Annotated in this window: 19 protein-coding genes; 9 read left to right on the forward strand and 10 right to left on the reverse strand. The window is 39.4% G+C overall.

The features are described 5' to 3' along the window. Positions 1–20: 20 nt before the first annotated feature. A complete protein-coding gene (locus tag IRY55_RS12010) occupies positions 21–1,577 on the reverse strand; it encodes an L-lactate permease (RefSeq protein WP_194563571.1) in 1,557 nt (518 codons plus the stop codon). A gap of 153 nt (positions 1,578–1,730) precedes the next feature. On the opposite strand from IRY55_RS12010, the gene IRY55_RS12015 reads away from it, so the two are divergent. Further along, positions 1,731–2,840: a M24 family metallopeptidase gene (locus tag IRY55_RS12015; protein WP_194563572.1), complete on the forward strand. Its 1,110-nt coding sequence runs from the start codon at positions 1,731–1,733 to the stop codon at positions 2,838–2,840. Between the two features lie 118 nt (positions 2,841–2,958). Further along, positions 2,959–4,239 (forward strand): RNA polymerase factor sigma-54, encoded by a 1,281-nt coding sequence (gene rpoN, locus IRY55_RS12020; protein WP_194563573.1) that lies wholly within the window; start codon positions 2,959–2,961, stop codon positions 4,237–4,239. Between the two features lie 41 nt (positions 4,240–4,280). On the opposite strand, the gene ytxJ is transcribed toward rpoN, so the two are convergent. Beyond that, a complete protein-coding gene (gene ytxJ, locus IRY55_RS12025; RefSeq protein WP_235961137.1) occupies positions 4,281–4,625 on the reverse strand; it encodes a bacillithiol system redox-active protein YtxJ in 345 nt (114 codons plus the stop codon). 90 nt (positions 4,626–4,715) lie between these two features. Here ytxJ and IRY55_RS12030 point away from each other — a divergent pair, with 90 nt between their 5' ends. The 4 genes from IRY55_RS12030 to mscL all read left to right on the forward strand — a co-directional run bounded on the left by IRY55_RS12030 (position 4,716) and on the right by mscL (position 7,472). Then, entirely contained in the window at positions 4,716–5,378 is a 663-nt protein-coding gene (locus tag IRY55_RS12030) for a phosphatase PAP2 family protein (protein WP_194563575.1), read from the forward strand. A gap of 52 nt (positions 5,379–5,430) precedes the next feature. Further along, entirely contained in the window at positions 5,431–6,333 is a 903-nt protein-coding gene (locus IRY55_RS12035; RefSeq protein ID WP_194563576.1) for an acetamidase/formamidase family protein, read from the forward strand. A gap of 60 nt (positions 6,334–6,393) precedes the next feature. Continuing rightward, a complete protein-coding gene (locus IRY55_RS12040) occupies positions 6,394–6,951 on the forward strand; it encodes a hypothetical protein (RefSeq protein ID WP_194563577.1) in 558 nt (185 codons plus the stop codon). 140 nt (positions 6,952–7,091) lie between these two features. Beyond that, positions 7,092–7,472: a large conductance mechanosensitive channel protein MscL gene (mscL, locus tag IRY55_RS12045; RefSeq protein WP_194563578.1), complete on the forward strand. Its 381-nt coding sequence runs from the start codon at positions 7,092–7,094 to the stop codon at positions 7,470–7,472. 63 nt (positions 7,473–7,535) lie between these two features. Here mscL and IRY55_RS12050 read toward each other — a convergent pair whose 3' ends face one another. Continuing rightward, positions 7,536–8,270 (reverse strand): sulfite exporter TauE/SafE family protein, encoded by a 735-nt coding sequence (locus IRY55_RS12050; protein WP_194563579.1) that lies wholly within the window; start codon positions 8,268–8,270, stop codon positions 7,536–7,538. A 337-nt stretch (positions 8,271–8,607) separates the two neighbouring features. Beyond that, on the reverse strand, positions 8,608–9,081 hold the full coding sequence (locus IRY55_RS12055; RefSeq protein WP_194563580.1) for an acyl-CoA thioesterase: 474 nt from the start codon (positions 9,079–9,081) through the stop codon (positions 8,608–8,610). Positions 9,082–9,306: 225 nt separating this feature from the next. Here IRY55_RS12055 and IRY55_RS12060 point away from each other — a divergent pair, with 225 nt between their 5' ends. Beyond that, positions 9,307–10,011 carry a pseudouridine synthase gene (locus IRY55_RS12060; protein WP_194563581.1) on the forward strand — a complete coding sequence of 235 codons (705 nt, stop codon included), beginning with the start codon at positions 9,307–9,309 and terminating at the stop codon, positions 10,009–10,011. 95 nt (positions 10,012–10,106) lie between these two features. On the opposite strand, the gene IRY55_RS12065 is transcribed toward IRY55_RS12060, so the two are convergent. The 3 genes from IRY55_RS12065 to IRY55_RS12075 all read right to left on the reverse strand — a co-directional run bounded on the left by IRY55_RS12065 (position 10,107) and on the right by IRY55_RS12075 (position 13,908). After that, entirely contained in the window at positions 10,107–11,618 is a 1,512-nt protein-coding gene (locus IRY55_RS12065; protein WP_194563582.1) for a succinate CoA transferase, read from the reverse strand. 309 nt (positions 11,619–11,927) lie between these two features. Beyond that, positions 11,928–12,569 carry a LytTR family DNA-binding domain-containing protein gene (locus IRY55_RS12070; RefSeq protein ID WP_194563583.1) on the reverse strand — a complete coding sequence of 214 codons (642 nt, stop codon included), beginning with the start codon at positions 12,567–12,569 and terminating at the stop codon, positions 11,928–11,930. Positions 12,570–12,660: 91 nt separating this feature from the next. Then, positions 12,661–13,908 carry an MFS transporter gene (locus IRY55_RS12075; protein WP_194563584.1) on the reverse strand — a complete coding sequence of 416 codons (1,248 nt, stop codon included), beginning with the start codon at positions 13,906–13,908 and terminating at the stop codon, positions 12,661–12,663. 138 nt (positions 13,909–14,046) lie between these two features. Here IRY55_RS12075 and IRY55_RS12080 point away from each other — a divergent pair, with 138 nt between their 5' ends. Continuing rightward, complete coding sequence (locus IRY55_RS12080; RefSeq protein ID WP_194563585.1) at positions 14,047–16,437, forward strand: bifunctional diguanylate cyclase/phosphodiesterase; 2,391 nt, start codon at positions 14,047–14,049, stop codon at positions 16,435–16,437. Positions 16,438–16,529: 92 nt separating this feature from the next. Here the strand turns inward: IRY55_RS12080 and IRY55_RS12085 are convergent, their stop codons facing one another. Next, positions 16,530–17,717 (reverse strand): MFS transporter, encoded by a 1,188-nt coding sequence (locus IRY55_RS12085; RefSeq protein ID WP_194563586.1) that lies wholly within the window; start codon positions 17,715–17,717, stop codon positions 16,530–16,532. 85 nt (positions 17,718–17,802) lie between these two features. Between IRY55_RS12085 and IRY55_RS12090 the strand changes: the two genes are divergently transcribed. Further along, a complete protein-coding gene (locus tag IRY55_RS12090) occupies positions 17,803–19,728 on the forward strand; it encodes an elongation factor G (protein WP_194563587.1) in 1,926 nt (641 codons plus the stop codon). A gap of 23 nt (positions 19,729–19,751) precedes the next feature. Here IRY55_RS12090 and thiD read toward each other — a convergent pair whose 3' ends face one another. Next, complete coding sequence (gene thiD / locus IRY55_RS12095) at positions 19,752–20,582, reverse strand: bifunctional hydroxymethylpyrimidine kinase/phosphomethylpyrimidine kinase (protein WP_194563588.1); 831 nt, start codon at positions 20,580–20,582, stop codon at positions 19,752–19,754. 141 nt (positions 20,583–20,723) lie between these two features. Then, positions 20,724–22,751 (reverse strand): acetoacetate--CoA ligase, encoded by a 2,028-nt coding sequence (locus IRY55_RS12100; RefSeq protein WP_194563589.1) that lies wholly within the window; start codon positions 22,749–22,751, stop codon positions 20,724–20,726. Positions 22,752–22,782: the final 31 nt, after the last annotated feature.

The following is a 22,782-nucleotide window of genomic DNA, read 5'->3' on the forward strand; positions in this document are numbered from 1 at the left end:
GACATGACAACTGTCATATATTACTTAAAAATAAATAATATTAAATACGCACAAACAGTCGTGAATACTAAATAAAGCACTGCAGGAATGATCGTTTTCAATAATACTTGTCCTTCCTTCCCTAACAATCCGAGCACAGCGGAAGCCGTCACGACATTATTAATGGAAACCATCGTGCCTGTCGTGGCCCCTGTCATTTGAAGGGCGAGAATAAGCTTCGTTGGCAAGCTAAGGTCAATCGCTACACTTTCTTGTATCGAAGCGAATGTCAATGTTGAAATGGTCGCTCCTCCAGTAATGAACGTCCCGAGTAGTCCGAGAAAAGGGGCAACGAATAACCAAACTCCACCAAACTGTCCAATCATGACATCCGCCACATATTGAGGCATGCTCGGTAAATTATTATTATTTATAAAGGAATTAGTAAAAATTTGTACGAGTATTAACGTACAGTACAAAGTTAATGCAGCCTTCCCTACTTTTCTAAACGATTGTTGAATGGCCGCCTGATATAGTCTTAGCGGTTGCCTTTGAATAAGTAACCCAATCAAACTAGCAAGCATTAAAATAATGCCTGGTGAATAGAAAATAGAGAGATTGCCATCGATTGCTTCCACCCCAAGAATGGAACGATGTTCAATGCGTAATAATGACTGAATTATTTCTTGCACAGGCGGTAGTAACCTCGTCACCCCTAACAATAAAACGATCACAATATATGGTGACCACGCTCCTATTAATTGACGACGACTATAAATTAGCGGCGCTTTACATTTTGATTTCGGTAAAAAAATTCCTCGTTTAATCGTAAATACCGCAATCGCAATCATCGTCAAAGGTGTCAAAATTGAAACGAACTCTAACCCTAAAAATTGAACATATAAGAGAGAAAATAACATATAACTAAGTCCGATGAATAGCGACCAAATGATGTAAGGGCGCATCGCTTTATGTTCAGATGCGAAAAAGCGATTGTACATATAAATTAATGCTAACGGTGTAAGTAACGTCGGTAAGGCGTCTAGTATAATGATTTCAAACGATAATTGCTGAAAATAAGACGTACTCGCTTCCGTCACATTGCTATATCCGACAAATATCGGCGTTCCGACCGCTCCAAATTGAGAACTCGTCCGATTCGCAATTAAAGTTAAAGCAGCGGCGCTCAACGGCTTGAAGCCAAGCGCAACGAGCAAAGGGCCAATAATGATAACCGGTGTTCCAAAACCTGCGATTCCTTCAATTAATGAACCGAATAAAAACGCGATTAAAACGATATAAATGCGTGGGTCTTGTGAAACGGATTGAAAACTTTGCTGAATCGTCTCAATCGCTTTCGTCTGTTGTAGTAAATGGACTAAAATCGTCGCTCCGAATAAAATAACGACAATATATGTAGCCTTGTACATTCCTTGCACACTAGAAGCAGCGACTGCTCGACTTTCCATTCCCCAAATGAAATAAGCTGATAGCGAAACGAGCAACAAACTGTAAAACATACTGCGTAAAGCATCTATTCTCAAAATAATCAGAAAAAATAAAGGAGCTGTTATTGCCATTGTTGCGATTCCAAACATCTACCTTCCCCCTTTTCATTCTCTATCATATCGAAAGTTTATACTTTTTAAAATGCGGACCTTTTAATTATTTCGAAATCCGAAGAATGACCATATCATTTTTAATTAGGCTATGGCATACTAGTTTTATATACTAATGGAGGAGGAATCTACATGACGATTTATGAAACACGTCGCGCTAAATTAATTGAATATTTAAAACAAAACGACATTCGTGTTGCAATGATTCACGATCCTGAAAATATTTTTTATTACACAGGCTTTTTATCAGACCCACACGAACGCTTTATGGCTTATTTTATCGATGTCGAAAAAGATGAAGCTTACTTTTTCGTGCCTGCTCTAGATAAAGATGCAGCAGCACTTGCTAGTCAACTCGACAATATCGTACCGATTTCAGATGACCAACTGCCATTTGAAGTCGTCAAAACACATATGCCTACACTTTCTGGAACAATCGGTATTGAGGCACGCGCTGTCAATTATGAACGTTACTTGCTTTTAATAGAGACATTCAAAGGAGTCGCAGTTGAAAATATCCAACCATTTATCAACGATGAACGTAAACGTAAAAGTGCAGAAGAAATCGAAAAACTTCGCGAAGCTCTACGCATTATCGAACAAGTTTTAGAAGAAGGCTTGAAAAAAGTATATATCGGTATGACAGAACTTGAACTCGTGAGCGAATTCGAAATGCTCATGCGTAAATTTGGAGCGGATGGCCCTTCATTCTCCACAATTGTTTTAACTGGAGAGAAAGCCGCGCTTCCACACGGTTCACCAGGAGAGCGTACGATGCAAAAAGGAGACTTCTTGTTGATCGACTTCGGTGTTATTAAAGACGGATACTGTTCTGACATTACGCGTACATTCATCATTGGCGAAGCTTCTGAAGAGCAACGTGAACGCTACAATATCGTGAAAGCTTCCAATGAAGCAGGCATAAAAGCAGTGCGCGCTAATGCACCTTTAAAATCATTCGATAGCGCAGCGCGTCAAGTCATCGCGGATGCAGGATACAATGAATACTTTAATAACCGTGTCGGTCACGGTTTAGGCATCGGCCTTCACGAAGAGCCTTCCGTACACGGCAACAATGAAGAAATCGCACAATCTGGATACGTCTTTACAATTGAACCAGGTATCTATATCCCTGAATGGGGTGGCATTCGAATTGAAGATACAGTCTACATTAACGAAAACGGGGAATGTGAAGTACTTTCTAGCTTCCCTACTGAATTAACAGTCCTTTGTCAATCTTAATATTTTCACACTCCTACTCAGAAAGGGTAGGAGTTTTTTTCATTTCGTGATAAATTAAGAAGTAGAGGGGAATTTATTCGGAGAGATGTAAACGCTTACGGACGAAAGGGGATTTTTTATGCAACTTTCTTTACAAGCGAAACAGCAAATGCAATTAACGATGACACCACAACTTCGTCAAGCGATCGACATGCTTCATTATTCTATTGATGAAATGGATGATTTACTCGCAGAGGAAAATGAACGTTCTCCTTTAATTACAATTCAATTTAAGCGAACACGCTCTCATCGTCCAAAATCGGCTGAGTTAAATGAACCTCAGTGGGTAGAGCCGTCATCAGAACAATTTGGGGATCATAGCATTAGCTACGATGAACTAACACAACTCGTCAGACTTCAATTTCACAACCGTCAAGAGCAACAACTCGTGCTCGCACTACTTCCTTACATTCAATCGAACGGATACTTAGATTTAGAAGCTGTTCCACTTCAACGTCCACTTATTGAAAAAGGAGTTACGCTACTACAACAAGTAGGTCCTCCTGGTATTGGAGCGATGTCTGTTGAACAATGTTTATATTTCCAAGCGAAAGAAGCAGAATTTTCTAATAAAAAACTCGTTCTTCAAATTATTCAATATCATTTACAAGATCTTGCGAAACAACAATTAAAATATATCGCGACAAAATGCGAAGTTACTCTAGAAGATGTGTTGGAAGCGATTCAAGCGATTCGCACATTACAACCTTATCCTTGTCAAATCGACACGTATGAAAAAGTTGATACGCTCATTCCTGATGTAATCATTGAACGAGATGGTGAGGCGCTATTTTTCTCCATACACCCGACCTATGCGCCGACGATTACATTTCACCAACCAGAACATTGGCACCAATATGATCAGGAAGCGAAACAATTTGTGCGCGATCAACAATTGCGTTATTTTTGGCTGAAACGCAGCTTAGAAAAGCGCTATGAAACATTGCATCGCTTTATGACCCATATCGTTGAAAGACAACGCCCTTTTTTCTTACAAGGAGAAACAGAGCTGCAACCACTCACAATGCGTGAGGTCGCTGAACAGTTAAATGTTCATGAATCTACAATCAGTCGAGTGACGATGAATAAATGGCTTGAAACACCACATGGCCTTTATCCATTCAAACAATTGTTCCAACCGAAACTTCACACTGCGACCGGAACCGTATCGCGCACCAAAGTACAACATTTAATCCAACGTTGTATCGAACAAGAAAATCCAGAAGCGCCACTCTCAGATCAACAAATTGTTGCGCATCTTTCTTCGCAATATGAAATTAAAATTTCACGACGTACCGTTCAAAAATACCGAGAAGCGTTGGGCATCTCCAGTTCTCGCATGAGAAAACAATTTGTTTAAAAAAGACAAGTCGTCCTTCCCTCAGGACACTTGTCTTTTTATTACGCGTATAGTTTGATTGCTTTTCGTATATCGCGCTCTTTAATTTTGTAATGTGTCGCTTGCCAAACAGCACGACCACCGCTTAAAATGAGCACTTGAGGAGATTCATGACGCACGCCTAAATCCGCTTCAATCGCATCGCTAACGGCACGATCCGTTTGCACGATGACGAGGTGGACGGGTACATCACTTTTTTTCATAAACGCCGACATTTGCTTATGTGCGGGCGGGCTGACAACACAAGTTGCACTAAATTTGAAAATAATTTGGGGTGACTGCTTCGATTGCTCCAAAATCTCTCGCCACGCTGGAATTGATTTAATTTGTTTCATAATTGCTGACATATCTATCACCTGTTTATATGTATTTATCTCCATTGTACACGCGCTTTCACCATACATTGACCATTTTGCTCACACAAGAAAGGAAATACGATGCGACAACTAACATTCTTTTTAATGACACCGATGATTTTTATTCTCTTTTTTACTTTTGCTTTCCTTCAACTCGGCGGATATGTACAATCTGAACGTATTTTGCCATTCGATCATATGATCATTCAGTTCATACAAGGATGGGAACAACCTTGGCTCACGAATGTGATGCTCACGTTCACGACGATTGGCGACGCATGGACAGTCGTCTTATTTTCTGTTGTGATGACGCTCGCGCTATATCGCTATCACCAAACACCACAACTCATCCTATTCGTCACGACAATGATTGGAAATGCGTTACTCAACGCTTTACTAAAACATAGTTATGTAAGAGAACGCCCACTCATTCATCGTCTGACTGAAATTGGCGGATTTAGCTTTCCGAGTGGCCATACGATGATGGCTCTTAGCTTTTATTTTTTAATCGCTTATTTATTGTGGCAATATCTTCACACAATAAAAAGTGGCATACTCCTTTTCACTTTCGCTTTGTTTATGACGAGTGCGATTGCGATCAGTCGTATTTATTTAGGCGTCCATTATCCTAGCGATATTATTGGGGGATTGTTCGCAAGTAGTGCTCTTTTACTCACTGCGACAACTGTTTATCGTCTTTATCAAAAACACGTCGAAAAACAGTATGAACATTCGCAATTGTAGCTTTTCGTTGGTACACTAGAAGTATCATTCACTTCGAAAGGGGAAACAAAATATGCACAAGTTAGCTTGTACGAACAATGCCATTTATGCGTTTAGTAAAGACAATGAACCGATTTTGACTGTAGATAGTGGCGCTACTGTTGAAATTGAAACGTACGACTGCTTCGAAAACCAAATTCAATCGAGTGACACTCAAATGGATGCACTCGACTGGAACCGCATTAACCCAGCGACAGGTCCTATTTATGTAAATTCAGCGATGCCTGGAGATGTCTTAAAAGTGACGATTGATCGTCTTGAAATCGGCTCACAAGGAGTGCTCGCAACAGGGAAAGGACTCGGGATGCTCGGAGATGAACTCGATGAAATGTCACTCAAAGTATTACCGATTGAAAACAATGAAGTCATCTTTGACAATCAATTACGCATCCCACTCAACCCGATGATTGGCGTGATCGGAGTCGCTCCTGAAGGCGAACCAATCTCTTGTGGAACGCCACACCAGCACGGAGGGAATATGGATACGAAACTTATTAAAGAAGGTGCTACCATTTACTTCCCTGTCTTCACAGAAGGTGCTCTCTTTGCATTAGGCGACTTCCATGCGGCGATGGGCGACGGTGAAATCGGTGGCTCTGGCGTTGAAGTTCCAGGAAAAGCGACGGTCACATTAGAAGTTATTAAAGAACAATCGATTGAACATCCGATCATTGAAAATGAGAATGGCCTCGCCTTTATCGTCTCTGCTGAAACATTGGATGAAGCTGTACAGCTAAGCACAAAGCAAGCTGTCCACTTTTTAGCACGATGCGCATCACTCTCATTAGCGGATGCGACGGTATTGATGAGCGCTGCGGGGCAAGCGGAAATTAGCCAAGTTGTCGACCCTTTAATGACAGCGCGCTTCATCATCCCACAATATATTTTAGATGCTTATAACATCAAATTATTTTAATTAAGATTGGACACCTCTCAAGCCGAGAGGTGTCTTTCTCTCACAGAAAGGAACATCATCATGAAACGATTCTTCCCAATTTTAGCGTTTATTTTTCTTTTAACAGCTTGCGGTGGAGCTGATTTAGAACAAGGCGCTTTAAAAGTAATCGGTAAAACACCAGGAGAAGCAATTAAAATTACGAATGGCACTGAACAAGATGACGCAATCATTATAGATACACAATGGGCTGACCGAGATGTGCAAGGCGTATATACGATTAGCGACACGTACGAACCGTTCCGCTATTTGGACGAAGGAATTTTGAATGCCTTACGTGAGCGAGGTAATGTCACATCTCCAATGATGAAACTCGCTGTAGAAGAAGCTAATTTTTCGGTTCCGTTACAGCAAGCGTACATCACTCAATACGATGCCAATTTCGAACAAATGTCGGATGAGCAAGCTGTCATCGATCAAATCCAAGAAGCCTACACTTCATCCGAGCATGTCATCGTACAAGATATGTTTAACAATCCGATTCATTTCTTTGAAACGGATGACTTTTTGATCATTTATGAAGGTCAAGCGATTCACTATCTCCCACACTACTCACTCTTTGAAACGATGAAAAAATAAGAAACTTCTTTTCTATTAGTTCTCTTACATTTCTCTTGAATTCTTTTAAATTTCAATGATTTTATGAATTTCGTTTGCAACTGAATGAACAGGGGTATACAATTTTGTATTATTGACTTTTTAAAGGAGCTATCAAAATTATGTGGAATGATTTTAAAGAATTTGCGTTTAAAGGCAATATTATTGACCTCGCTGTCGGGGTTGTCATCGGGGGAGCATTTGGTGCAATCGTCACTTCTCTCGTCGAAAATATTATTACACCCCTCATCGGAATATTACTAGGTGGCGTCGATTTTTCAGGGTTAATGTTCGGTAAAGGGGATGCTGCGATTAAATACGGTGCTTTCATCCAGTCGATTATCGACTTCTTAATTATTGCATTCTCAATCTTCATGGCTTTACGCGTCATGATGAAATTGAAGAAAAAAGAAGAAGTAGCTCCAGAGCCAGAACCAGAAGTCGATCCACAAGAAGAATTATTACGTGAAATTCGCGACTTACTCAAAAAGCAAAACTCATAATACAGTATATTGAACCCCTTATGAAACGAATTTCATAAGGGGTTTTTCATAGCTGATATTATTTTACGTTAGCACTTTCATCGTGAGCTGGAACAATAAAATAACCGTCACTGTGCGCAACAGCAAGTTAGCAAGTTCTGGTTTAATGACTTTCGTCAGCTTCAATCCTAAATAACCACCGATAACCGCTCCTCCACTCACCGCAAAAGCAATCGGCCAAATCATTTTTCCCGAAGAAATATAAAAAACGAGCGAACCGATACACCAAGCGAGCAATGACGTACGTGTAAAAGCGACTGACGCAAAGTATGTTAGTTGTTGACGTGCATACATGTAAATCGATAACGTACTACTGCCTGGACCAAACATGCCATCATAAACACCAATTCCCATAATTTGCGCAGAGGTTTTCGCATCTAATGTCGGTTCAACTTTAGTTCCGAATGTATTCCCTTTCATAAAGGACATCATAAAAGCGAAAATCATTAAAATCAGCGCAATCATCGTCATAACTTCCTCGGTCGATATGACAGCTAATGCGCCTCCGATTCCTCCTCCAATTAATCCTAAGATGAATACTTTCTTTATATATTTTGTCGTAATTTCTTTTTGACTCACAATTTGTACGACATTTGCCAAACTGCTAAATACAGAGCCTACTTTATTCGCTCCTATAGCAGAATGAATCGGAACCCCCATGAGTAACATCGTCGGCAAACTAATGAGTCCTCCGCCTCCAACGAGCGTTCCGATTAAATGCCCCGCTAAACCTAATAAAAAATAAATGACATAGTCCACAAACTCATCTCCCTATACAATCTGACTTAGCGTAAACAAATTTTTGACTTTTCGCAATACTTTATTCGCAATTAGGTTTTCACACCTTTTTCATAAGTTTGAGGAACTAGCAATTTCTGTATAGGAGTTATTGCGATACCTATTGTTCGATGCTATAATTGAAGAACATACGTAATTATGAAAAAGGAGTGAACGTTTTATGTGGTTTTTATACATCATGTTCTCACTATTCGCATTCATCATCCTCGGTAATATCGCAGGAATCGCACGTACAATGGCTAACCATAAATAAAAAAAACGCAGTGAAATGACTTATCATTTCTACTGCGTTTTTTATTTAATGTGCCACTAATTGCTTTCGCTTTCGATCTTCTCGACGTTTTGTCGCCGTTTCAAATAAATGCTTCTCAAATTCTGTTTCTGGATAAACACCCGCTACTGGTGTCGGCTTTTTATGTTCATCCATCGCCACAAGTGTTAAAAACGATTGCGTCATCGCTTTCCGCTCACCTGTCAATAAATTTTCAGCGTGCACATTGACGAATACTTCCATTGAAGTACGTCCTGTTGAACAAACGATTGCTTCTAATTCAAGCACATCGCCTACGACAGCTGGTTCGATAAAGTCGACTGAATCAATCGATGCCGTAACGACAGCAGTTTGAGCATGTTTCATTGCGGTAATCGCCGCAATCTCATCGATATACGCAAGTACACGACCTCCGAATATCGTTTGTTGATGATTTATATCTAATGGCAAAACGAGTCGTGTGGATACTGTTCTCGAATCATGCATTGGTTTCATTTCCATATTGATCACCCTATCTGTTCATTTTCCTATTCTAGTATACAACATTTCATCAATATTTTGGCTTTTAATGTGAAGTTTATCCTTTGTAAACCCTTACATATCAATGTTCTTCATATAAAACCTTCCTTCTAAATACTTTTATTACCAAAATGTTTATTTAAAGGAATGCGCATCTTTTTTCAATGATGGTATACTATTCTTATTATGAAGAGGTTAGGTGAAACGATGAGAATTAATAAATTTTTAAGTGAGGCAGGAATCACTTCACGTCGTGGAGCGGATAAATGGATTGAAGCAGGACGTATTACAATCAATGGGGAACTCGCACAATTAGGGAGTCGTGTTTCGGAAGATGATGAAGTGCGAGCGGACGGAGAATTAATTTCAACAAAACCGAAACGTGTTTACTTAATGTTGAATAAACCAGTAGGCATTACGAGCACAACTGAACGTCATATTGAAGGGAATGTCGTCGATTATATGAACTATCCGACGCGCATCTTCCATATCGGGCGACTCGATAAAGATTCAGAAGGATTGTTGCTTATGACGAATGATGGGGATATCGTCAATGAAATTTTACGCGAAGAACATGGGCATGAAAAAGAATATATCGTAACGGTCGATCGCCCTTTCGATCAGCAATTTATCGATACGATGGAAAGTGGCGTACCGATTCTTGGAACAATGACAAAGCCTTGTAAAGTGACAAGACTCGGAGCGAAAACATTCAATATTACACTGACACAAGGAATGAACCGCCAAATTCGTCGTATGACGGAAGCACTTGGCTACGATGTCGTAAAATTAAAACGTACGCGAATCGTCAATATTGAACTCGGAGATTTAAAATATGGCGATTGGCGTGAATTGACAGAACAAGAACTGCAAACATTGTTTAAGCAACTCAATTACACACCCGCTCATTAATGATCAATAAGCATACGAAAACAGCTTTCCCACTCCCGTTGGAAAGCTGTTTTCTATTTGGAACTGTTTTATTTATTTCTTTTGTTGCCTTGTTTTCATCTCACGAGTTCAGGCTCTAACATTGTACCAGTTTCGTTCAAGCGTGTGTGCCATGAAAATGCTTTTTCTAAAATATGTGGTGTTTGGCCGCCACGTTCGCACGCTTCATTGAAGTATTCCATTAACTGCTCGCGATACATTGGGTGCGCACAGTTTTGAATGATTTTCGGTGCACGTTCACGTGGTGCGAGCCCACGTAAATCTGCATATCCGTGCTCTGTTACGAGTACGTCTACATCGTGCTCTGTGTGATCAACATGTGAGACAAATGGAACGACTGATGAAATGTCGCCGCCCTTTGCTACTGATTTCGTTACGAAAATCGCAATGCGTGAGTTTCGTGCGAAGTCACCCGAACCACCAATACCGTTCATCATTTTCGTACCTGTTACATGCGTTGAATTTACGTTACCGTAAATATCAAATTCTAACGCTGTGTTGATCGCGATAAGTCCCATACGACGAATCACTTCTGGTAAGTTTGAAATTTCTTGGGGGCGTAGAACAATTTTATCTTTATATGGTTCTGGATTTTCGAATACTGTTTTCATTTTTTCTTCTGAAATTGTAATCGACGCACATGATGCGAAGTTTACTTTGCCAGCGTCAATTAAATCGAACATCGCATCTTGTAATACTTCAGAATATACTTCTAAATTCTCGAATTCTGAATCTAATAAGCCATAAAGTACAGCATTCGCTTGTGAACCAATTCCTGCTTGAAGTGGTGCTAATTCATTCGTTAAGCGCCCTTCACGTACTTCATTGCGTAAAAAGTCGAGTAAATTTGCTGCCATCGTTTCAGTCTCTGCATCTGGTCCTTCATTTGGCGATGGTGAGTCTAAATGATGGTTGAAGACGATACCTTTAATTTTCGCTGGATCCACTGGAATTCCAACTGTTCCTAGACGATCGCTCGGTTTCGTCATTTGTACAGGAACGCGCTCCCCGTACATGCCGATATCGTAAATATCATGCATCCCTTCAAAATCTGGCTGTGCCGTGTTGATTTCCACAATTACATTTTTCGCATGTTCCACGAAAATCGATGAGTTCCCGACAGATGTCGTTGGAATGATCATACCATCTTCTGTAATTGCTAATGCTTCAACAATCGCAAAATCAATTTTCGGAAGTACTCCTTGACGTACAACTTCAGCTGTATGCGATAAATGCTGGTCGACGAACAATAAGTCTCCTTCATTGATTTTACCACGCATCGTACGGTCCACTTGGAATGGTAAACGTTTGTTTACGATACCTGCTTCCGCTAGCTTTTCATCTGTTTCAAAGCCGAGTGAAGCACCTGTGAAAACGTTTACTTTAAATCCGTCAATATTGCGCGTACGATCCACTAATGCATGTGGAACCGCTTTCGCATCTCCTGCACGCGTGAAACCACTTAACCCCAATGTCATACCGTCTTGAATCCATGATGCAGCCTCTTGTGGCGTAACGACTAAATCCTGCAACGACTTCAAACGAATTCTTTCCATTTTGTTTTCCATACGATCACTGCTCCCTTTTTTCACAAATTCGTAATATTTACTATGTACATAATATGATACAATATATTACCTTTTTCGCGACAATTGTTGACTTGAAAACGTTTTTATAGCATAAAGGAAGAAAAAATTTAGTCTGAGCGACAGGTTTTTTGATTGAAAGGCCTATTTCATTGTTATTATACAGAACTTATTTTTAATCAGCTGTATTGATACAGAATGGGAATTAAATGTGAGATTGCTGTGGAATGTGATGATGAAGAAGAAATGAGATTCGCAGAGGTTCATTCTTTGAATCTCATTATATCATAATTAGAAGCCTAATAATTTGCGGAAATAACTTGAATATGATTGACTTACAGGAATTTTTGCACCGTCACGCATCGCTAAAACAAAAGTAGAATGAGTATCTGGGAATATCTCTACAATGTGTTCAACATTGACGATAAATGAACGGTGACAACGAATGAAGTTTGTTCTCGGTAAAATAAACTCAAAGTTTTGCAATGAGTTTTTATGTGTTCCAGATACTTTCTCTGAAACGACAAACGTCTTACGATCTTTCACTTCAATATATTGAACGTCTTCAAATGGGACAGGAATCCATCCATCTGATGTTTTTAATGTGACGACTGATTTCCCCTCTGTGTACGAAGGATAAATTGCCATAACACAACCTTTAAAATGACCGTCCTCAAATGGAACCGCTTGTCCAAAGTATGGTACTCCAAACATATCTCTTTGGATGAAATCCGATACTTTTTGATTTTCATTGACAGCTCTATATCCTAAAGTCCCAGGTTTTAAAGGCTGTCCAGGTTTAATTTTTAAATCGACACGCTTGCTCGGTTGATAGTACAAATACTTTTCGTGATCGGTTAATCCAATGGACACTTCCTCCGAAAATAATTGACTCATGACGGAAAGTAAAGATTCAATGTTCAACTTATCCATCAGTCATTCCACTCCCCTTCAAATAAATGGTGATTTACTATTATCTCCTATTATATATCATTTTCCGTGGAAAAGAGAATTTTTATTTACTTCACGCATTTGACACATTCGGAACGAACTTTAAAAGAACGCCTCCGATAATGAATAAAATAATTAAACTGAAGACTCCATAGGCTGTGGAACCTGTTAGTTGAGCAGTCGTCGCGACGAGGAGCGGTCCCATAATGGATGCAAACTTACCAAAAATATTGTAAAATCCGAAAAACTCACTCGCTTTTTCTTTCGGAATGATTTGAGCGAAGTAAGAACGACTTAGTGATTGGATTCCTCCTTGGCTCGTTGCGACTAACATCGCTAAAATCCAAAAATCTATTGCTGTCTTTAAGAAGAAAGCATAAATACAAACGATAATATATACACTAATTCCTACATATAACATACGTTTTGGTCCATACTTCTTCGCTAACCTTCCATATAAAATAGAAAACGGCGCCGCCACAAGTTGTGTCACAAAAAGCACGATGAGTAGTGTTGTCGCTGAAATATTCAAATCCGTACCGTAGGCTGTTGACATTGCAATAATTGTTCCTACTCCATCTATATAGAAAAAGTAGGCAATTAAAAAAATAAATACGTGACGATACTGTGGAATTTGTTTCAATGTGTGCCAAGTCGTGTGCAAACTTGCTTGAATGACTTTAGGCGGCTTCGGTAAACCTGATTGTTGGGTCACATGTCGTAACATCGGGATAGTGAAGGTTATCCACCAGACTGCCGTAATAATGAATGCAAGCTTGCTAGCAGTGCTTACTGCAAGACTGATCCATTCCATTTGAGCTGAAATAATAATGACAATACTCGCTAAAAAAGGAATCGTACTTCCGATGTATCCAAGTCCAAATCCTTTAGCCGATATATAATCCATCCGCTCATATGTTGTAACATCAACTAAAAATGAATCGTAAAAAATATTTGCCCCATGAAATCCTACGGCAGTAAACACATATAGAATAAGCAATAGCAACCAATTATCTGAAGGGACAAAAGCTAAGCTAAACGTTGCCACAGAACCGATTGCGAAAAAAGTGAAAAATAATTTCTTTTTCATTCCTTCATAATTCGCAACCGCTCCTAGAAGAGGTCCTAATATAGCTAATATTAAAGTTGCAATAGATACCGTATAAGCTAAATAGGCTGTAGAATTCACTGTATTTACTCCTTGAGCAGTAGCGACGCTTTTATAATAAATAGGGAAAATAGCCGTTGTAATGACGACCGAATAGGCAGAATTGGCCCAGTCATATAACATCCAACTTTTCTCCGTTTTTTCTCTCTTCATTTCATCACCCCTATATAGTTCTTTGGTATTAATTAAAACATATAATATAATTAGTATTAAAGTTGTTAATTTTAAATAAAAGTGATATATTGTATCTAAATATCGTATGTGAAATCCAATATAAAGGATGTGAATCCGTTGTTACCAAAATTAAAACACTCTGAGCAATTATTGAAATTAATCACTGATCAATTTTATCTCATCGTCGTTTGTAGCGACGGTACTCTTGTAGATATCAATGAAACATTTTTAAAAATGACGGGATATGAGCGTGAACAACTACTAAATAATTATTGTCATGAAGTCCCGTTCGATCATTTTACAAAATGGAAAAAGCCATTGGACGAGCCTGAAAGCACTTTAATTCAAGGAAAGAAAAAAACTGGAGAAATTTTTTATATGTACGCCATACGCATTGTTCTAAGAAATGAATTAACGGGTGACTTTAAAGTATTATGGCTTGGCTCGGACATTACAAAAGAACAATTATTATTTGAAAAAAACAAACGAGAAAATCACTATTTAAAACAAGTCGAAGAGGCTTTACATTTATCCTCTATTATTTCAGTTGTCGATCAAGATGGGAACATTACGTATGTAAATAACCATTTTTGTGAAATTTCCGGATATTCAAAACATACTTTATTACATCAAAAACAATACTTTTTAGATTCAAACTTCCATCCTCCAAGCTTTTTCGAGGACATGTGGGAGACTGTAAAAAGTGGACAGCAGTGGACAGGTGAGATTTGTAATCAAGATGCTAATGGGACAATATTTAGGGTACATACGACTGTCATTCCATTTTTAAATATTAATGATACTCCTTCCAAATTTCTTTTCATTCAAACCGATATTACAGAACAAAAAAATTCTTCACATAATGACTTTCAACGTACCGTACGTCATTTGCAAAATATTATTTTTAAGTATGAAGTGAAAAATCGAGTCAATCTGCAATTTACAATGCTAGAAGGACAGTTATTAAAAGAACTAGACCTTTCTTTAACTGATTTAAATCCTCTCCACTTTATGAAAATTTACAGCGAAAAAGAACGTTTTACCATTTTGCGTAACTTATTGCGCGCTTCATTCGGCCATCAAGTCCAATTCGAGCTTACTTATTTAAACTATACAATTTTAATTTATTTATCGCCAATTATAGTCGACGGGATTGTTACAGAAGTCGTCGGAACAGGAATTGATATTACGGAAAGAAAACAAGCTGAAGAGACAATTGCTTATATGGCTTACTATGATAGTCTAACTTCTTTACCAAACCGCCAATTGTTAGAAAAACTAGTTAATGAGCGTATTAATCAATACCGCCCGTCATTAAATAACGGATTTGCCATTATGTTCATCGACCTAGACCGCTTTAAAAGCGTCAACGACTCGATGGGACATTTAATTGGAGATCAACTTTTAATTGCAGTCGGAGAACGTTTAAAAAAATGTGTGAGACAAAACGATATTGTCGCTCGTCTAAGTGGAGATGAATATGTGCTCGTCATTTCTACGACAAATGAAGAAAATATTTGTGCTATTGGAGACCGCATCGTGCAAGAAATCTCGAGTAATTTTACCATTGACAATTATGATATTTTTGTTACACCGAGCATCGGGATCAGTGTCTTTCCTGAAGATGGTAAAGAATATGAAGCGTTATTGCGCAATGCTGATTCTGCGATGTATTTAGCTAAAAAATCGGGTAAAAATAATTATCAATTTTTCACAGAGCAATTGCGTGACGAAATGATTGAAAAGACATTGTTAGAAATGGATTTGAGGCGTTCTTTAAAAATTGAACAATTCACATTGTTATTTCAACCGCTTTTCTCTTCCGAAACAAATGAGATGATGGCGGTGGAAGCAATTCCGATTTGGAACCATCCAAAACGCGGCTCCATTCTACCAGACGCATTTATTCCTATTGCAGAAGATGCTGGGTTAATTTTACCATTTAGCATGTGGTTTTTACGTAAGGCAGCGATTCAATTAAAGCAATGGCAAGAAATAGGTCACAACAATATTCAAATGCATCTTAAAATTTCTACCCGCCTTTTTGAACAACCTTTTTTCGCTAAAAATGCGATCGCTTTAATCGAAGATATTCAACTTGAAGCAAGCTCTTTGAACTTAGAAATTCACGGAGAGATTTCAATCAATTCTGATGAACTGCATACGACGATTCAACAACTACGAGATGCACAATTCAATATTACAATTGGCGGATTTGGCTCAAGTCATGTATCTTTTGGAGCCGTTAGTTCTTTACCGATTTCCTATTTAAAGTTGGATTCTAGTTTCGTTAAAAAATTGACGCCTACACATAAATTCGCAATCCAAACCATTAATCAATTAACACAAAATCTCGAAATTCCAATGATTATCGATCATATACAAACAGAAGAACAAGCGAATTTTGTAAAAACTTTAAAAAATAGCATCGTTCAAGGGAATTACTTTGCAAGCTTTCTATTACAAGACCAGTTTGAAATGCAATTTTTGTTTCCTAATTTTTTATAATGATTCTATTATTTAAGGAATGCAATTAGCTAGTTTAAATACGAGTAAATAACAATCACGCATGAAGTAGTTTACATTTCATGCGTGATTGTTTATATCCCTTGTTTTCTTTGATAAAGGCGGAGAAACGCATAGTATAGTAAAGGGATAAAAGAAGCGCTCATAACAATTCCTAACCATCCTGCATACTCCCATACAGGACTGAGCAAAGTACTCCCTCCTGCTACTCCAATATAATACGAAATTAAATATAAGCTTGAAGCACTCCCTTTATGATGAGTTGCCTCCTGACTCACTGTCGTAGCTGTAAGGGAATGCGCAGTGAAAAATCCTCCACAGACGATGCACATCCCAATAATGACAATAAGTAAAGAATGACTCAATGTTAACAGTACACCACCGATTAAAACGAATAAAGCGATAGCTCGCACACGCTTTACAGTAAATCGCGCTGCTAAATACCCCGCAATAGGCGCTCCGATAATACCAAAACTGTACGCTGCATAAATGAGTGATATTTTATCGAGAGATAATGAAAATGGTACTTCTGATAAATAAAAGGGTAAATACGTCCAAACACCAGTAAAGGACAACTGCAAAATAAACCCTAAACCGAAGACCATTAACAATTTCGGATTACGTAAATGGTAGAAAAAACCATCGATATCTTTTCGAAGAGAGACGACACTCGGTGTAAAATAATTCGACTTGGGCAATGTCATGATTAACAGAACTAAAATGACAATTCCCGTACTTCCGATAATGAAAAAAGCGAGCTCCCAACTGTAACGCTCAGCGAGTATACCTGTAAAAATACGTCCAATCATCCCACCGAGTCCATTACACGATATGTACAGCGCTGTCGCAAGCCCTTGATATTTCGGATGAATTTCTTCATTCAAATAAGCTAATCCGACAGCTGGTACCCCTGCCATCGTGAATCCTTGAATGAAACGCAACAATAAAATAAGTGAAAAAGAGGGCAAAAAAGGAATGATAAAAAACGGAATGGCTGATAATAATAAAGACCATTTCACAAATTGTGAGCGCCCGTTCCGATCGGACAAGACCCCTACAACGACAAGCCCGCAAATAAGTCCGATTGTCATAATAGACATCGTCATACTGCTAAGTGACACCGAAACATTAAACTGTTCTGTAAATTTTGGCATTAATGGTTGCGTTGCGTACATTGCCGAAAAAGTGAACATACTCGCTAATCCTAATCCAAATACTAAAAACCAAAAAGCTCGATCTTGTAATGTATACCCTTCCTGCATAAGCTCTCTCCCCAGTGATGTTTCATATGAAACATTTTCGTTTTATATTGTTTCACGTATACTAAAGTAAAAAAGGTGACTTTTTATGAAAAAAACAATCGGTATTTTAGCACACGTCGATGCTGGTAAAACGACTTTCTCTGAACAATTGCTCGTTGCGACCGAATCGATTAAAATGAAAGGTCGCGTCGATGAAAAAACGGCGTTCCTCGACTATCATTCCGTCGAAAGAGAACGTGGCATTACAGTATTTTCAGATGAGACGACTTTCACTTATCGAGATGCAAAGTACTATTTAATTGACACACCGGGACATCTCGATTTTTCACCCGAAATGGAACGTTCCATTCAAATGCTCGATTATGCGATTTTAATCATTAGTGCTCCTGATGGTGTTCAAGGCCATACCGAAAGCATTTGGGAACTATTACAACAATACCATATTCCGACATTTATTTTCTTTAATAAAATGGATCAACTACACGCGGACTTTGAAACGGTCTGTACTGAAGCAAGCAGCCGATTACAACGACCACTCATCTCATATGAACAAGCTTTCAACGACGACATCGTGGAGCAATTGGTAGAAGCGAATGAAGCGTTAATCGAAGCGTTTTTTAACGATACCCTGTCTTTACATGATGCGGTTCGGCAATCCATTCAACATCAAAGTACACTATTTTATGGTTCAGGATCTGCCCTTCATGACGAGGGCATTCTTCCCTTCTTCGACTTTTTTCACACAAATTCCCCCACTTCCTACGACGAAGAAGGCGAAGCGACAGGATTCGTCTATAAAATACGTTATGACGAACAAGGGCAAAAAAACACGTTTATTAAATTACAATCCGGCTCATTAGCAGTACGCGATGAAGTGATTATCGGAGATGAACGAGTTAAGATTACTCAATTGCGGTCATATCGAGGTGCTGGATTTCAACCGGTTCAACGAGCGGAAGCAGGAGAACTCGTTGCGTTGCTCGGAGCTCGTGACACATCCGTTTATGACTGTTTACAAGGAGGACGCAAACAAGTTGAAGCGACATTTATTCCGACATTGAGAGCGCGCGTCATCGGTCCCGAAACCACTTCACAACACGAACTCGTGAAAGTCTTTCGTCGATTAGATGAGGAAGATGATTCTTTACAAGTATTATGGGAACGAGAGAGCGCCGAACTGTACATTCATATTCTCGGACCGATTCAACTTGAAACATTACAACAAACCGTGCGTGAACGATTTCAAATCTCTATTTCTTTCGGTGAACCCATCGTCTTATATCGAGAAACCATCGAAGGAAGTACAGTCGGATACGGACATTTCGAGCCACTCCGTCATTATGCAGAAGTGCATGTACGCATCAAACAAGCACCTTTGAATTCTGGTATCGAGGTACGTGATGAAACCCATCCGAATGATATGACGAGTGGAAATCGAACAGAAATTCGAAATGCACTTTTAAAAAAGCCGATCCATAGTATTTTAACAGGCGCTCCGTTAGCGGATGTCTCCATCACATGTATCGCAGGGCGTGGACACAATGAGCATTCTTCACCTGGAGATTTTCGACAAGCGACGTGGCGAGCCGTTCGTCAAGGTCTTGAAAAGGCGAAAGTTCGCTTACTCGAGCCGATGTACACAATCCAGTTCACAATCCCCGAACAACATATCGGAAAATTAATGACAGACATTCAACAACTGCATGGAACGTGTGAAGCACCTATACAAAGAGGTACCTCTCTCATTATCAAAGCTGTCGTTCCCGTCGCCTGTTTTTTACGTTATCCTGAGCAATTTTATTCGTTTACGAAAGGCCTCGGTTCTTTGCGGTTCAATGTCACTCACTTCGACTATTGTCACAATGAACAAGAAGTAGTAGAAGCAAGTCATTACGATGCGAATGCTGATCCCCATTTTACATCGAGCTCTATTTTTTGCGCAAAAGGAGCAGGTTATTCGGTGAGTGGAATGGAAGCAGAAGCGATGATGCATATCGAAAAAGCCGAATGACCTAAACATCATTCGGCTTTTCCTTATAAAATTTCTTCCATGTATACTGTTTGTTCTCCAAATTTGCGATATGCCGCATGATCGGTCGGTCCGGGACCATTTAAATAAGGAACCGCGTGAACGATACCTGCTGTAATGAACTGTTTCGCTGTCAATACTGCTTCCTTCATCGGTTTTCCTTTCGCAAGTTCCGCTGTAATCGCTGCCGAATACGTGCACCCTGCTCCATTCGTATGAACCGTATCAATACGAGGAGCGACATAGCGGTACAACGACTGACCATCGTATAAAATATCAACCGCTGGACCGTCTAGACGGCCTCCTTTTACTAAAACGTATTGTGAACCGTATGCATGAAGTCGACGAGCTGCGTCAATTAAATCTGTTTCTTCTTGCAAAGCATCGAGTGACTCACCTAATAAATAGGCCGCTTCATACATATTTGGTGTCATAATTGTCGCTTGTGGGAATAAATTTGCTTTCAAAGCTTCTATCGCATTGTCTTTTAACAATTTTGACCCCATTTTACCAATCATAACAGGATCAATGACGATAGATGAGACGCCACTTTGATTAATTTGCCACGCGACCGCTTCAATAATCTCTTCTGTAAATAACATCCCTGTCTTTAATGCGTCACAACCGATATCCGTCAACATCGTATAAATTTGTGCTTCAATCGCTTCGACAGACTGTGGGAAAATACCTTGATTCGTTTCAGGGTGCTTCGCTACGAATGCAGTAATCGCCGCCACCCCATATACGTCTAATTCTTGAAATGTTTTTAAATCCGCTTGAATACCCGCTCCACCTCGTGCAGCAGAACCAGCGATTGTCAATGCTCTTTTTTTCATATGTATGATGCGGCATTACTTATCGTAATACCGCTCCCTTCCTTTCACTCCAACAATGATGTACCAAAAAACAATAAAGATCCTAATGTAAAAACTATTACTAACATCTGCAATCGTCGTTTACATTTCTCACACATCGCTTTATCCCTTCATCGGTTTAATGACTGTCTCATAAAATTCAACATATGGCACTAATGCATCTGGATTACGCATCGCTTCACGGTTTGCAACCTCTTCTATAGCTTCTCCTGACAAAATCCGACGCACGGGGACTTCCATCTTTTTATCCGTTAATGTATACGGGATATCGTTCACGACGTACACCATATCTGGCACATGACGCGCCGTATACTGTTCTTGAATACGCTCTTTCAAAATGTCAGTAGCCGCATCTGTCCATTGTGCTCCACCTTTCAATTTAATGAAAAGTGGCATGTATGACTTCACGTCTCCGATATCGACGTGAACGACGAGACTATCTTCGATGAGAGGATTCGCTTCTACCGCATGATAAATCTCACTCGTACCGATTCGAACACCTCCACGATTTAACGTAGAGTCTGAACGTCCATGCATAATGATAGATCCTGTTTCTTTAATAATTTCAATAAAATCTCCATGTCTCCATACTTTTGGATAAACAGAGAAATAACTCGCTTCATAACGAGCTCCTGTTGAATCGTCCCATAAATAAAGCGGCATCGACGGCATCGGATTTAAAACGACGAGTTCTCCTACTTCGTCATAAATACGTCTACCCATTTCATCGTACGCAAATACTGCAGCACCGAGTGCACGCACTTGAATTTCGCCTGCGCGTACAGGCTCAGTCGGAATAGCTCCTACAAATGCTGAACAAATATCTGTTCCACCACTTTGTGACGTCACCCACATATCACGCTTCACATTGTCATAAAGCCAATGGTACACTTCTGGACTCGCAGGTGAACCGCTTAATACAATCGTCTTTAGCTTTCCAAAATCATATGTTTCATTCGGCTTTTGATTTTGTTTACGCATTAATTGAATGTAAGCGGGACTTGAACCGAACACCGTCGTCTTCGTCTGTTGAACCATATCCCAAATCTTCATCTCATCTGGATACGCCGCATGACCATCATATAAAACGATTGCACCTTTCATTAACAAACTGCTCGTCAATAAATTGAACATCATCCAACCTGTCGTCGTATAGAAAAACATCGTATCACGATACGTTAAATCGAGATGGAAAGCATTTGCCTTGTACATTTCCAATAAAATACCACCGTGTGTATGTACCATCCCTTTCGGCTTTCCTGTCGTACCTGAAGAATACAAAATCCAAAGTTGATCGTTAAATTTCATCTGTTCAAATTGGAAATCTTCGAGCGCAATCGGAGACGTATTCATAATTTCTGGCCATAAATGAATGTAATCATTTTTCGGCGCTGCAAAAACATATGGGACGAAAATAATTCCTTCGACTGATGGGAGCTGAGCTTTCATTTGACGCACTTCTTCACGGCGATCGTACTGAATGCCTTTATATGTGTAACCTCCAACAGCGATAATTAACTTCGGTTTCACTTGTCCGAAGCGCGCCATTGCACTTTCTAATCCAAAGTCAGGAGATACACTCGTCCAAATGGCTCCGACACTCGCTGTCGCTAAAAGTGAAACGACCGCTTCATAAATATTGGGCAAATAGCCTGCGACACGATCTCCTTTACGAATGCCATGTTCGCGTAAATACGTCGCTAATTTTAAAACGTCATTCGTCAACTCTCTCCACGTTTTGACGACATCTGTTCTCGTTTCCGACTTCGAATAAATCGCGATTCGTGAAAGATCAGCATCTTTTAAAATATGTTCCGCATAGTTCGCATGCGCTCCTTCAAACCATTTCGTCTTCGGCATTTGCTTCGTCGACATGACGGACTCATATGCTTCCTCGTGGTCAAATGGAAAGTACTCGTAAATAGACTGCCAAAAATCTTCCATCTCTTCGACAGACCATTGCCATAATTGCTCATAACTTTTAAAATTCAGTTGTTTTTCTTCGCCTAACCAATTCATATATTTCGTAATGTTGGCGTTTTTTTTCGTCTTATCGTCTGCACTCCATAAATACGTTCCTTCTCGAATTTCTTCAATTGGCGGTAACTTCGGTAGCCTTTTTCTAGACATCTATATCTTCCTCCAACCATTTTGTTTTATT

The sequence above is a fragment of the Savagea serpentis genome (assembly GCF_015351395.1).
GTDB classification, from domain to species: Bacteria; Bacillota; Bacilli; order Bacillales_A; family Planococcaceae; genus Savagea; species Savagea serpentis.